At 61.8% G+C, this 13,766-nt stretch carries 11 protein-coding genes; 6 read left to right on the top strand and 5 right to left on the bottom strand.

Annotated features, from left to right (window positions below):
• Positions 1 to 45 precede the first annotated feature (45 nt).
• Positions 46 to 939, top strand: a complete 894-nt coding sequence (locus tag ACXR0M_RS08120; protein ID WP_458831418.1) for a LysR family transcriptional regulator — start codon at positions 46 to 48, stop codon at positions 937 to 939.
• Here the strand turns inward: ACXR0M_RS08120 and ACXR0M_RS08125 are convergent.
• The 5 genes from ACXR0M_RS08125 to ACXR0M_RS08145 all read right to left on the bottom strand — a co-directional run bounded on the left by ACXR0M_RS08125 (position 905) and on the right by ACXR0M_RS08145 (position 6,282).
• Positions 905 to 1,519, bottom strand: a complete 615-nt coding sequence (locus ACXR0M_RS08125; protein WP_458831419.1) for a GNAT family N-acetyltransferase — start codon at positions 1,517 to 1,519, stop codon at positions 905 to 907. The genes ACXR0M_RS08120 and ACXR0M_RS08125 overlap by 35 nt on opposite strands.
• A 14-nt stretch (positions 1,520 to 1,533) precedes the next feature.
• Complete coding sequence (locus ACXR0M_RS08130; protein ID WP_458831420.1) at positions 1,534 to 3,789, bottom strand: Orn/Lys/Arg family decarboxylase; 2,256 nt, start codon at positions 3,787 to 3,789, stop codon at positions 1,534 to 1,536.
• Between the two features lie 196 nt (positions 3,790 to 3,985).
• On the bottom strand, positions 3,986 to 4,744 hold the full coding sequence (dnaQ, locus tag ACXR0M_RS08135) for a DNA polymerase III subunit epsilon (protein ID WP_458831421.1): 759 nt from the start codon (positions 4,742 to 4,744) through the stop codon (positions 3,986 to 3,988).
• Between the two features lie 224 nt (positions 4,745 to 4,968).
• Positions 4,969 to 5,430 carry a ribonuclease HI gene (gene rnhA / locus ACXR0M_RS08140; RefSeq protein ID WP_003224162.1) on the bottom strand — a complete coding sequence of 154 codons (462 nt, stop codon included), beginning with the start codon at positions 5,428 to 5,430 and terminating at the stop codon, positions 4,969 to 4,971.
• Between the two features lie 93 nt (positions 5,431 to 5,523).
• Positions 5,524 to 6,282 (bottom strand): methyltransferase domain-containing protein, encoded by a 759-nt coding sequence (locus ACXR0M_RS08145; protein WP_458831422.1) that lies wholly within the window; start codon positions 6,280 to 6,282, stop codon positions 5,524 to 5,526.
• Between the two features lie 66 nt (positions 6,283 to 6,348).
• Between ACXR0M_RS08145 and gloB the strand changes: the two genes are divergently transcribed.
• The 5 genes from gloB to ACXR0M_RS08170 all read left to right on the top strand — a co-directional run bounded on the left by gloB (position 6,349) and on the right by ACXR0M_RS08170 (position 13,766).
• Entirely contained in the window at positions 6,349 to 7,116 is a 768-nt protein-coding gene (gene gloB / locus ACXR0M_RS08150) for a hydroxyacylglutathione hydrolase (protein WP_458831423.1), read from the top strand.
• Positions 7,117 to 7,215: 99 nt separating this feature from the next.
• A complete protein-coding gene (locus ACXR0M_RS08155; RefSeq protein WP_458831424.1) occupies positions 7,216 to 8,682 on the top strand; it encodes a LysM peptidoglycan-binding domain-containing protein in 1,467 nt (488 codons plus the stop codon).
• 335 nt (positions 8,683 to 9,017) lie between these two features.
• Positions 9,018 to 10,850, top strand: coding sequence for an extracellular solute-binding protein (locus ACXR0M_RS08160; protein ID WP_458831425.1), 1,833 nt, complete (start codon positions 9,018 to 9,020; stop codon positions 10,848 to 10,850).
• Complete coding sequence (locus tag ACXR0M_RS08165) at positions 10,847 to 12,688, top strand: extracellular solute-binding protein (RefSeq protein ID WP_458831426.1); 1,842 nt, start codon at positions 10,847 to 10,849, stop codon at positions 12,686 to 12,688. The genes ACXR0M_RS08160 and ACXR0M_RS08165 overlap by 4 nt, the downstream gene beginning before the upstream one ends.
• A 4-nt stretch (positions 12,689 to 12,692) precedes the next feature.
• Positions 12,693 to 13,766: a microcin C ABC transporter permease YejB gene (locus ACXR0M_RS08170; RefSeq protein ID WP_095139628.1), complete on the top strand. Its 1,074-nt coding sequence runs from the start codon at positions 12,693 to 12,695 to the stop codon at positions 13,764 to 13,766.

Here is a 13,766-nt window from a genome sequence, read left to right on the forward strand (position 1 = left end):
TAGGATTCAGCCCTTGACCCCACCTGCTGAACATGGACTTCACGCATGCGTTTACGTCATATCGAAGTGATTCAGGCGCTGTTGCAGACCGGTCACCTGGGCACCGCCGCCGAATGGCTGCAGTTGCCGGTGGCCGAGGTCGAAGCGCGTTTGCGCGAAGCCGAGAGTCAGTTGGGGTTCATGCTGTTCGCCAGCGTTCGCGGGCGCCTGCAATCGACGCCGGAAGCGCGGGCGCTGCAGGTCGAAATCGCTCACGTCTATGAGGCGCTGGAGCCGCTGCAGCGCCTGGCCAGCAGCCTCAAGCAATATCTCGCGCCACCCTTGCGCATTATCGGCACCCCGCCGCTGGCGCAACAGCTGTTGCCGCAAAGCATCGCCCTGCTGCGTCGGCGCCTGCCGGATGCGCCGTGCCGCCTGCTCGGCGCCGCCACGGGCGACATCGTGCGCAGCCTGTTACTGCGCGAAAGCGATCTGGGCCTGAGCCTGCACGATCCGGAACACCCCGACATTCACGCGCAACCGCTGGCCCAGGGCAAGTTGCAACTGCTCGCGCCCCACGGCTGGCTGCAACCGAAGCAGAAATACATCTCCCTGCAGGACCTGGCCGGCCAGGCGATGGTCGGCCTCGAAGGCCAGGACCCGCTCAGCCCGGCGCTGGAAAACAAGCTGCAGGGCCTGCGCCCGGCGCCAAGCTTCCAGACCCGGGTGCAAACCCATCAGATGATGCGCAGCATGGTCGAGGCCGGCGAAGGCCTGGCCATCGTCGACCCGTTCACTGCTGTCGGCGCACGGGCCGGCGGACTGGATGTCTGCCCGTTGTCACCGGCGGTGCCGATCAGCCTGTATGCCCTGACCTACCGCCACAGTGCCACGCCCGCCGCGATTCAGACCCTGCTGACGATCGTCACGGAACAAGCCGAGGCGATGCTCGCGAGCTGAGCGGGTTTTCCAGCGGGTTATCGAACAGGCGATACCAGAACAGCGCGACTTCCTCGGTGTGCGGATCAATCCCGCGATAGCGCAGATGGTCGATGCCGCCGATCTCGTAGCCACAACGCTCATACAGGCGACAGGCGCCAAGGTTGTTGTTCTGGGTTTCGAGCATGATCCCCGGCAGCTTTTTCTTGCGGCTCCAGAATTGCGCCACATCGAGCAACGCTTTCGCCACCCCGTGCCGACGCGCCGGCGCATGCACCGCCAGCTCATCGATGTGCGCAAAACCGTTCCAGTTGGTGCTGATCACCAGATGACCCACCGGCTCGTCGTCCAGATACGCCATGAAAATTGCGCTGTCGGCGGCATCGCGGAAGCTGCTGAACTCTTCGGGATCGATGCCATAGCATTTGCGGTACGGCACGATCGGCGTCAGCGGCCATTGCGCCACTGGCCGGCCGATCACCGCCGCGCCATAAGCCGATACGTCGAAACTGAAGTCGCTGCCCCAGATGTAGGCAGCGAAACCATCGTCGGCGACCCGCACCGACAGCCCTGGGTATTTCGGATTCATGACCGGTTGCATACTCGGAAAAGTCCTCATTCCTTTACACAATCGACGGTGTACTGCCGTCCATTGCCTTCATCTTCATGTTGCAGTCCGTGCACATCAGCGACGAAACCGGGAAAGCTGCTATCGAAGGTGCGGGCGAATTCAAGGTAATCGATGATCGAGCGGGTCGTCTCGGTAAAGCGCTCGCCGGGCATGATCAACGGAATCCCCGGTGGATACGGCACCAGCATCACCGCCGCGACCCGGCCCTCCAACGCATCGATCGGCACCGCCTCGACCTCGCCACGCACCAGATGATCATAGGCGTGGGCCGGCTTCATGGCGATCTCCGGCATTACCGTGTACATGCGCTTGAGGTGGCGGGCGGTGGCGTTGCTGCGGTAACAGGCGTGCAGTTGATCGCACAAGTCGCGCAGACCCATGCCGCGATAGCGCGCGGTATCCTGTTGCGCGACACAGGGCAGGCAGCTGGCCAGGCTGACGTTGGCGTCGTAACTGCGTTTGAATTCCAGCAACTCGGTGAGCAGCGTGCTCCATTTGCCCTTGGTGATGCCCATCGAGAACAGCACCAGGAATGAATACAGCCCGGTCTTCTCCACCACCAGCCCGCGCTCCCAGAGGAATTTGCTGACCACCGCCGCCGGAATGCCCTTCTCGCTCAACGCACCACCGGCATTCAAGCCAGGCATCACCAGCGTCACCTTGATCGGATCAAGCAGCACGTAGTCGTCGCTGACCTCGCCGAAGCCGTGCCAGTCGGCGTCCGGCTGCAGCAGCCAGTCGGCGGTCTGCACCCGATCGATGCCTTCGACGCCAGGTGGTTGCCAGATCGAGAACCACCAGTCATCGGCGGCGATGTGCTGGCGCAGATTGGCCAGCGCGCGGCGGAAACTCAGCGCTTCATCGAAGGTTTCCTGCAGCAACGAACGCCCGGCCGGGCCTTCCATCATCGCCGAGGCCACGTCGAGCGAGGCAATGATGCTGTATTGCGGCGAGGTCGAGATGTGCATCATGAACGCTTCGTTGAAACGGTCACGATCGAGTTGCCGCGCACCGCCGTCCTGCACGTGGATCATCGAAGCCTGACTGAACGCGGCGAGCAGTTTGTGCGTGGAATGGGTGGTGAACACCAGCGGGCTGTCCTCGCCGCGCGAAGTGGCCATGCCGTAGCGCCCGGCGAAGAATTCGTGAAACGCCGCGTAGGCGTACCAGGCTTCGTCGAAATGCAGCACTTCGACGCTGTTGCCCAGGCTCTGTTTGATCAGCTCGGCGTTGTAGCACAGGCCGTCGTAGGTCGAATTGGTCACCACCGCCAGTTTGACTTTCGGCGCACGGCCCTTGGTCAGCGGGCTGGCGTCGATTTTGGCCTGGATCGATTCGCGGCTGAATTCACTTAGCGGAATCGGGCCGATGATCCCCAGCTCGTTGCGCTCCGGGCACAGGTACAACGGGATCGCCCCGGTCATGATGATCGCGTGCAACACCGACTTGTGGCAGTTGCGGTCGACCAGCACCAGATCATCCCGACCCACCATCGAGTGCCAGACGATCTTGTTGGCGGTCGAGGTGCCGTTGATCACGAAAAACGTGTGATCGGCGCCAAAGTTGCGCGCCGCACGGGCTTCGGCTTCGGCCAGCGGGCCGGTGTGATCGAGCAGCGAACCGAGTTCCGGCACCGACACCGACAAATCCGAACGCAGGGTGTTTTCGCCGAAGAACTGATGAAACGCCTGCCCCACCGGGCTCTTGTGATAGGCCACACCGCCGCCATGTCCGGGGGTGTGCCAGGAATAATTGGAATCGGCGGTGTGCTGCACCAACGCCTTGAAAAACGGCGGCAGCAGGCCATCAAGGTACTTGCGCGCCGCCCGCGCCACTTGCCGCGCCAGAAACGGCACGGTGTCTTCGAACAGATAGAGAATGCCGCGCAGTTGATTGAGCTCAGCCATGGCATCGGCCGGGGCGTTTTCCAGGGTGACCTGTTCGCCCAGGGCAAAGATCGGCAGATCCGGCGCCCGCACCCGGGCCAGGCCGATCAGTTCGGCCATGTTCTGCAACAAGTGGGAATCGGCGCTGGCGTCTTCGGCCGCGATCAGCATGCACGCCAGACCATGATGGGTCGACGCCACCAACCGCCCTTCGGTGTAGTCGATGGCCGAAACGATATTGAAACCTTCCTGCTCCAGCTCCCGGGCGATGCCCCGGATACGGTCACCGGCGACCGTGTCGGCCTTGATGTCGCGGTGGACGATCAGCACCGGAAACTTCAAATCTTTGTACATGAGGCTCAGTGTCCCGAGGCGGCGGATCAGAATCTGCCAATGCACTCAGGGTAGAGGGTTGCAGCGAAAGTGGCGAGAGTGGCCAGTTGGCTTCATACCGCCAAAAGCAAAAGATCGCAGCCTGCGGCAGCTCCTACAGCGAAACGCGTTCCAATGTAGGAGCTGCCGCAGGCTGCGATCTTTTGATCTTGGGCTTTCAAGCCTGAGCATCCGCCTCGGCAATCTGCGTCCACAGCGCCGGCCCACCCGCCGACTTGGCGATAATCTCCAGCCGCGCCATGTGCGCCGCCAGCTCTTCTTCCGTCGCCCGAATGATCCGCGCCGGCTGACGATCGGCCGGCAGGCGGCGGATTTCGGTGGCAGAATTGTCCGCGCCCTCGCCCGTGCCATTGCCGTCGGAGGCGTTGCCCGCCAGCGACAGGCTGGTCTGGCCACCGGTCATGGTCAGGTAGACGTCGGCGAGAATCTCCGAGTCGAGCAAGGCGCCGTGCAGTTCGCGGCCGGAGTTGTCGACGCCATAGCGTTTGCACAAGGCGTCGAGGCTGTTGCGCTGCCCCGGGTGACGTTCCCGGGCCATCATCAGGGTATCGAGGATGGTGCAATGCTGGGTGATGTCGGCGCGATCGTGCTGACCCATCAGGGCGAATTCGTTGTTGATGAAGCCAACGTCAAACGCCGCGTTATGGATGATCAGCTGCGCGCCTTTGATGAACTCGAAGAACTCGTCGGCGACTTCGGCGAAACGCGGCTTGCCGACCAGGAATTCGTTGGTGATGCCGTGAACGCCGATCGCGCCTTCGTCACTTTCGCGATCCGGTTGCAGGTAGACGTGAAAGTGCCGGCCCGTCAGGCGCCGACCGATCAGTTCGACACAACCGATTTCAATGATCCGGTGACCATCGGTCACCGGCATGCCGGTGGTTTCGGTATCGAGTACAACGGATCTGGTGGCCATCAGTGTTCAGTTCTCAACGGGGTCAATCGTGCAAAAGCGGCGATGTTAACACGCTCGCCACCAACCCTGTAGGAGCTGCCGAAGGCTGCGATCTTTTGATCTGGTTTCGCGTTAAAAGCAAGATCAAAAGATCGCAGCCTTCGGCAGCTCCTACAAGGGAATTGCGATCCCCTGTGGGAGCGAGCTTGCTCGCGAATGGGCGCGACACGAATACGAGAGAAGACTCAGCTCTGCTTGTAACCGCGTACTTCATCCACCCCACGGTTAGCCAACTGGTCAGCTCGTTCGTTGCCGTGATGCCCGATGTGTCCGCGCACCCATTTCCAGGTGACTTTGTGGCGGTTGACCTGCTCGTCCAGCTCTTTCCACAGGTCGGCGTTTTTCACTGGCTCTTTCGCCGCGGTTTTCCAGCCGCGTTTCTTCCAGTTGGCCATCCACTCGTTGATGCCCTTCATCACGTATTGCGAGTCGGTCACCAGCAACACTTCGCACGGGCGTTTCAAGGCTTCGAGGCCGCGGATCGCGCCGAGCAGTTCCATGCGGTTGTTGGTGGTGTTGGCCTCGCCGCCCCACAGTTCCTTTTCCACGCCCTTGCACACCAGCAAGGCGCCCCAGCCGCCCGGGCCGGGGTTGCCCTTGCAGGCGCCGTCGGTGAACAGTTCTACGCTATCGACGCTTTCGCTCATGCCACTCTATCCAGAAAAAAATGCCTGGCCTCGTCAATCACGGATCGACGATGGCCCGGGCCGGAGCAGGTCCGGCCACGATAAAAAGAAGGTTTACGGTTCGATACGACGACGATTGACCTTGGCCATCGGCAGCGGAATCAGCTTGCCCATCGGCTCGCGGCGCTCCTGACGCAGCGGGCGCAGGCCGACCACGATCTTGCGCGCGACCAGTAAATAGAAGCCTGCGCCCGACAGTTGCCAGTGACCGGCCCTGCGTTCCCAGCCGGCCAGTCGAGCCTGCCACTTGGGCGACGCGAGCGGCGGACGATAGCACCCGAAGCGGCGTTTCTCCAGCGCAAAGCCCAGCAGGTTGAGCCAGTCGGCGACCCGCGACGGCGAGATGCAGCGTGCCTGGCGCAAGGCGTCCTGGGCAAATACATGGCGCAGGCCCCAAGTGCTCCAGGGGTTAATGCCGATGATCAGCAGATGCCCGCCGGGGCGCACGCTGCTCGCCGCTTCACGCAGCAAACCGTGGGGCGACAGGCAGAAATCCAGACCATGCTGCAATACCACCACATCGGCGGCATGCTCGCTCAACGGCCAGGCCTGTTCCTCGCAGACGATCTCCACCCCTGGCAACGGCGCCCCCAGGCGTACGTTGCGCTGCACCTGCGGCGCCGATGGCGGGGTCTCGGCGGACGGCCCGTAATGCACCAGATAACCACCAAAGAAGCGCCCCAACTCGTCTTCAAGCATGCGCCGTTCTTCATCCAGCAGAAATTGCCCGAGCGGGCCGGCCAGCCATTCACGGGCCGCGCCGATCAACGCCAGCCAGTCGGGATCGGCCTGAGCGAACGCTTTATCGGTCATGTCATTCTCCAACGCCGCTAGAAGCTCTAAGATGCGCCAATGTTTTCCGCTTGGCGAATTCCCCCGATGATACAGATCAGTGCCCTGCCCGCGTTCACCGACAACTACATCTGGTTGTTACAGGATCACCGCAACCAACGCTGCGCGGTGGTCGATCCGGGCGATGCCGCGCCGGTGCAGGCCTGGCTTGACGCCCATCCGGACTGGGTGCTGAGCGATATTCTGATCACCCACCATCACCACGACCACGTCGGCGGCGTCGAACGCCTGAAAGCGGCGACCGGCGCCAAGGTCTACGGCCCGGCCAGCGAAAACATCCCGGGACGCGATGTGGCGCTCGAGGATAACGACACGGTCAGCGTCCTCGGTTGGGATTTTGCTGTCTATGCGGTGCCGGGTCACACCCTGGGGCACATCGCCTATTACCATCACGGCCTGCTGTTCTGTGGCGACACGCTGTTCGCCGCCGGTTGCGGGCGGCTATTCGAAGGCACCCCGCAGCAGATGCACCACTCGCTGAGCCGCCTCGCCGCCCTGCCCGAGGATACGCTGGTGTATTGCACCCACGAATACACCCTGAGCAACCTGAAGTTTGCCGCCGCCGTCGAACCGGACAATCCGGACATCGCCGCCCGTCTGAAAGACGTCAGCGAAAAACGCGAAAAAGGCGTGATGACCCTGCCCTCGACCCTGGCCCTGGAAAAGCTCACCAATCCGTTTTTGCGCACCGCTGAAACATTAGTTAAACAAAAAGTGGACGAACGGGCGGGCGCTCAAAACCGGGCGCCGAGTGAGGTTTTTGCGGCGTTGCGAGCCTGGAAAGATACGTTCTAAGTGACTCACCCGCTGCTACAGAAATTCTGAATGGTTGACCGCAGGGGGTGCGCTTTCTAGAATCGCCCGACATTTTTGCCCGGAACTTACTTCCAGCCAATGTCGTCATCCATACGTAAGTCCGTCAATTCAGACACGTTGACCCGCCTGGCTCAAGCCATCGCGGTGGCTGTGTCCGCCACTCTGGCGGGCTGCTCCAGCCATGCTCCGCAGTCTGAAGCGAGCCATACGCCGAATATTGCTGCGCGCGCCAAGCAGAAGCCGATCTGGCTGAGCGAAAAGCCCAGCCCGCAGGTGCCTCAGGACATCTGGGAGCGGATGCGCGGCGGTTTTCAGCTGCAGGACGGCCTGGGCGTGAACCCGCGCATCGAACAACAGCGTCTGTGGTTTGCCAGCAACCCTTCCTTTCTCGAGAGCGCCGGCGAACGCGGCAGTCTCTACATTCATTACATCGTCGAGCGTCTTGAAGAGCGCAACATGCCGCTGGAGCTGGCCCTGCTGCCAGTGATCGAGAGCGCCTACAACCCGATGGCCTACTCGCGGTCCGACGCCTCGGGCCTGTGGCAGTTCATCCCGTCCACCGGGCGCTACTACAACCTGCGCCAGACGCGGTTTTATGACGGTCGTCGCGACATCACCGCCTCGACCACCGCCGCGATGGATTACCTGACCCGGCTGCACGATATGTTCAACGGTGACTGGCTGCTGGCCCTGGCCGCCTACAACGCTGGCGAAGGCACGGTCAGCCGCGCCATCGAGCGTAACGAGAAGCTCGGCCTGCCAACCGATTACTGGAACCTGTCGTCATTGCCGGCGGAAACCCAGGCCTACGTGCCGAAACTGCTGGCGCTGTCGCAAGTGGTACTGGCGCCGGAAGCCTACGGGGTGAACCTCAACCCGATCGCCAACGAACCGTATTTCCAGGTCGTCGAAATCAACCAGCGCATGGACCTGTCCAAGGTTGCAGCGGTGGCCAATATCGACGAAGACGAACTGTTCCAGCTCAACCCGGCCTTCAAACAGCGCACCACCGTCGACGGCCCGCAGCATCTGCTGGTGCCGACGTCCAAGGCGCAACTGCTGACGGCCAGCCTGCAGACCATGCGCCCGGAAGAGCTGATCAGCCCGCGCTCGCTGAAACCGGTATTCGAAGGCGCCGATCCGACTGAAGTGGCACAGCTCAAGCGTGCTTATCGCGTGAAGCGTGGCGACAACCTCGGTTCCATCGCCAAGGCGAACAAGGTCGAAGTCAAGGATCTGCAGCGCTGGAACAAGCTGACCGGCAAGAACCTCAAGGTCGGCCAGACCCTGGTCATGCAAGACACCACCAAGCGTGCGCCGGCTCGCAAGTCCGGCCGTGTGAACACGGTGATCGCCGCCAACAGCAAGAGCAAAGGCAAGGACGACAGCGCGCAGCAGACCCAGTACAAGGTCAAGCGTGGCGACACTCTGTATGTGGTAGCCAAGCGCTTCAACGTCGAGATGCAGCATCTCAAGCGTTGGAATCCGGGTGCAGGCAAGGCACTCAAGCCTGGGCAGATGCTCACGGTTTATCAGCCGCACTGACAAAAAAGCCCCTGAGTTTTCAGGGGCTTTTTTTTGACCTGAGGAATGCGTCGCTTGATAGATCCAACCCCCTCACCCCAGCCCTCTCCCCCAAGGGGGAGAGGGGAAAGGGAGCCGACCGGGGGCTTTTCAAAATCTGAGTTCGGCTCGGTATCGCACGTCGGCGCAGCCCATCAAAACACCGCGATCAGTCCCCTCTCCCCCCGGGAGAAGGTTAGGGTGAGGGGCTCTTCGCGCAAACGATTAACAGCGCATTAACCCGCTATCTTTTTCCTGCCCAGACAAGCTGTTACTGTACGGCCCACAAAGCCCAAGCCGCCTGGATCGGATCTGACTTGAAGCGTCCCCTCCTGCTGTTCCTGATCAGCCTGGCCTTGAGCTCACCCGCAAGCGCGACGATTACCGAAAGTCACGGTTATGCGCAGTTCGGCACGCTCAAGTACCCGGCCAGATTTACCCACTTCGACTGGGTCAACCCGCAAGCGCCCAAGGGCGGTACGTTGCGGGTGATGGCGTTTGGCACCTTCGACACGCTCAACCCCTACACCTTCAAGGGCACCAGCCCGGTCACCACGCCGAATTTCCTGCAGTACGGCATCAACGAGCTGAACGAGCCGCTGATGGTCGGCACCGGCCAGTACTCGCCGTCGGGTGACGAGCCGGCGTCGAGCTACGGGCTGATCGCGCAATCGGTGGAGTACAGCGAAGATCGCAGCTGGGTGGTGTTCAATCTGCGCCCCGAGGCGCGCTTTCACGATGGCACGCCGATCACCGCCTATGACGTGGCGTTCTCCTATCGAACCCTGCTCAAGGACGGCCATCCGCTGTACCGCACCGCCCTGCAGGAAGTCTCGCGGGTCGACATCCTCAGCCCGCAACGCATTCGTTTCGTGATGAAACGCTCAGGCAATCCGCTGCTGATCCTGCGTCTGGGCGAGTTGCCAGTGCTGCCGCAACATTACTGGAAAGGCCGCGACTTCAAGGCCACCACCTTCGAACCACCGCTGGGCAGCGGCCCGTATCGCATCACTTCGGTGACGCCGGGGCGGCAGCTGATCTTCGAGCGGGTCAAGGATTACTGGGGCAAGGACCTGGCGGTCAATCGCGGCAAGTACAACTTCGATCGCATGGAAGTCGAGTTCTACCGCGACAGCGACGTCGCCTTCGAAGCGTTCAAGGCTGGCGAATTCGACATCTATATCGAGCATCAGGCGAAGAACTGGGCCAACGGCTACAACTTCCCGGCGATCCGCCGTGGCGAGGTGATCAAGGCGCAGATTCCGCACCAGATTCCGACCCAGAGCCAGGGCCTGTTCATGAACACCCGGCGTGCGACCTTCAGCGACGTCAAGGTCCGCGAAGCGCTGGGCCTGATGTTCGACTTCGAGTGGACCAACCGCACGCTGTTCAGCGACGCCTACAAACGCACCAGCAGTTACTACCCCAACAGCGAGTTTTCCGCGAGCGGGCTGCCGATCGGCCATGAGTGGCTGATGCTCAAGCCGTACAAGGAACAATTGCCGGCGCAACTGTTCACCGAACCATTCACCTTGCCGCAGACCGATGGTCGAGGCATCCCCCGTGAAACCATGCGCAAGGCCCTGACACTGCTGGCCAACGCTGGCTGGAAGCTCAACGGCCAGCGTCTGCAGAACGCCGCAGGCCAGCCACTGAGCTTCGAGCTGTTGCTGGTCAATCCCAACCTTGAGCGGATCCTCCAGCCGTACATCGAGAACCTCAACAGCATCGGCATCGACGCGCGCCTGCGTACGGTGGATCGCGCCCAGTACAAACAACGTCTGGATCAGTTCGATTTCGACATGATCCTGATGACGCTGAACCAGACGCTCAGCCCGGGCCTGGAGCAATGGCAGTACTTCCACTCCAGTCAGGTCGGGGTCAAGGGCAGCAAGAATTACGCCGGCATTGCCAACCCGGTGGTCGATCACCTGCTGGAACAGTTGCTCGCCGCGCAAACCCGCGATGAACAGGTTGCCGCCGGCAAGGCACTCGACCGCGTGCTGCTGTGGCAGCACTACAGCATTCCCAACTGGTACCTCAATTACCACCGACTGGCCTACCGCAACCGGTTGGCCTTCGTCACCACGCCGCCCTACACCCTGGGCCTGAGCGCGTGGTGGCTGAAGTCTTCGGAGAACAATAAATGACGCCCATCCGCGCCCTGCTCCTGCAGGCCAGCGGTCTGCTGTTCGCCGGGCTGGCCTGCGCCGCCCCGCAACACGCCGTGACCCTGTACAACGAGCCGCCGAAATACCCGGCCGACTTCAAGCAGTTCGACTACGTGAACCCTGACGCGCCCAAGGGCGGGATCTTTCGTCAGGCCGGTTTCGGCGGCTTCGACAGCCTCAACCCGTTCATCAGCAAAGGCGTGCCGGCCGATGACGTCGGGCAGATCTACGACACCCTGACCAAGCACAGCCTCGACGAGCCGTTCACCGAATACGGCTTGATCGCCAGCAAGATCGAAAAGGCCCCGGACAACAGCTGGGTGCGCTTCTACCTGCGCCCGGAAGCGCGTTTCCATGACGGCCACCCGGTGCGCGCCGAAGACGTGGTGTTCAGTTTCCAGACCCTGACCAAGGACGGCTCGCCACTGTTTCGCGGTTACTACAGCGATGTCGAGGAAGTGATCGCCGAAGACCCGCTCAAGGTCCTGTTCAAGTTCAAGCACACCAACAATCGCGAGCTGCCGCTGATCCTCGGGCAGTTGCCGGTGCTGCCGAAACACTGGTGGGCCACTCGCGATTTCACCAAGGGCAATCTGGAAATTCCGCTGGGCAGCGGCCCCTACCGGGTCGCCGAAGTGAAGGCCGGACGCTCGGTGCGCTACGAGCGGGTCAAGGACTATTGGGGCAAGGACCTGCCGGTCAATCGCGGCTTCTACAATTTCGACGTGATGACCACCGATTACTACCGCGACAACACCGTCGCCGTCGAAGCGCTGAAAGCCGGACAGTTCGATTACTGGCTGGAAATGACCGCGAAAAACTGGGCCAACGCCTACAACATCCCGGCGGTCACCGAAGGTCGACTGATCAAGGAACAGATCGCCAACAGCAACCCGACCGGCATGCAGGGTTTCGTCTTCAACCTGCGGCGCCCGGTGTTCCAGGATGTGCGGGTGCGTCAGGCGCTCGGTCTGCTGTTCGATTTCGAATGGACCAATAAACAGCTGTTCAACGGCGCCTACTTCCGCACCCGCAGCTATTTCGAGAACTCGGAAATGGCCGCCACCGGCCTGCCGGATGCCGAACAACGGGCGATCCTCGAACCGTTCCGCAGCAAGCTGCCGGCGCAGGTGTTCAGCGAAGCCTTCGAGAACCCGAAGACCGACGCCAGCGGCATGATCCGCGCCCAGCAGCGCGAGGCCTATCAACTGCTGCAAGAGGCCGGCTGGAAGATCGTCGACGACAAAATGGTCGATGCCAACGGCAAACCGGTGGTCATCGAGTTCCTGCTGGCACAGACCGAGTTCGAGCGCGTGCTGCTGCCATTCAAGCGCAACCTCGCCGACCTCGGTATCGATCTGGTAATCCGCCGCGTTGACGTTTCGCAGTACATCAACCGCGTGCGCTCGCGGGACTTCGACATGATGGTCGGCAGCTTCCCGCAATCCAACTCGCCGGGTAATGAGCAGCGCGAATTCTGGATGAGCGCCGCCGCCGACAAACCGAGCAGCCGCAACACCATGGGCCTGAAGGATCCGATCATCGATCAGCTGGTGGAAAGCCTGATCAACGCCGATTCGCGCAGCAGCCTGGTGGCCCACGCCCGGGCGCTGGACCGGGTGCTGCAATGGGGCTATTACGTGGTCCCCAACTGGCACATCAAGACCTGGCGCGTGGCCTACTGGAACCACATCGGCCACCCGAAAGTCTCGCCCAAGTACGACATCGGGATTAACACCTGGTGGGTCAAGCCCGACGCGAAACCCGCCGTAGAAGTCGAAACCAAACTGCAAGCCGACCCTGTGGGCACGGAGTAATCAGATGCTGGCGTATATTTTTCGGCGACTGCTGCTGATCATCCCCACCCTGTTCGGCATCCTGCTGATCAACTTCGTGATCATCCAGGCCGCGCCCGGCGGCCCGGTGGAACAGATGATCGCCAAGCTCGAAGGCTTCGAGGGCGCCACCAGCCGCATCGCCGGCGGCGGTGCCGAAGTCTCGGTGGCCGGCTCCGCCTATCGCGGCGCGCAGGGCCTGGACCCGGCGCTGATCAAGGAAATCGAGCACATGTACGGGTTCGACAAGTCGGCCCCGGAACGCCTGTGGATCATGGTCAAGAACTACGCGCAGCTGGACTTCGGCGACAGCTTCTTCCGCGACGCCAAGGTCATCGACCTGATCAAGGAAAAAATGCCGGTGTCGATCTCCCTCGGCTTGTGGAGCACGCTGATCATGTACCTGGTGTCGATCCCGCTGGGGATCGCCAAGGCCACGCGGCACGGCAGCCATTTCGACGTGTGGACCAGTTCTGCGATCATCATCGGCTACGCGATTCCGGCGTTCCTGTTTGCGATCCTGCTGATCGTGGTGTTCGCCGGCGGCAGCTATCTGGACTGGTTCCCGTTGCGCGGCCTGACCTCGAACAACTTCGATGAGCTGAGCCTGGGCGGCAAGATCCTCGATTACTTCTGGCACCTGGCGCTGCCAGTGACGGCGCTGGTAATCGGCAACTTCGCGACCATGACCCTGCTGACCAAAAACAGCTTTCTCGACGAGATCAACAAGCAATACGTTGTCACCGCCAAGGCCAAGGGCCTGACGCGCAACCGCGTGCTCTACGGCCACGTGTTCCGCAACGCCATGCTGCTGGTGATTGCCGGTTTCCCATCGGCGTTTATCGGGATTTTCTTCACCGGCTCGTTGCTGGTCGAGGTGATCTTCTCCCTCGACGGCCTCGGTCTGATGAGTTTCGAAGCGGCGATCAACCGCGATTACCCGGTGGTGTTCGGCACCCTGTTTATCTTCACCCTGCTCGGGCTGGTGGTGAAACTGATCGGCGACCTCACCTACACCCTGGTCGATCCGCGCATCGACTTCGCCAGCCGGGAGCATTGA

The sequence above is a fragment of the Pseudomonas sp. Eth.TT006 genome, assembly GCF_054456575.1.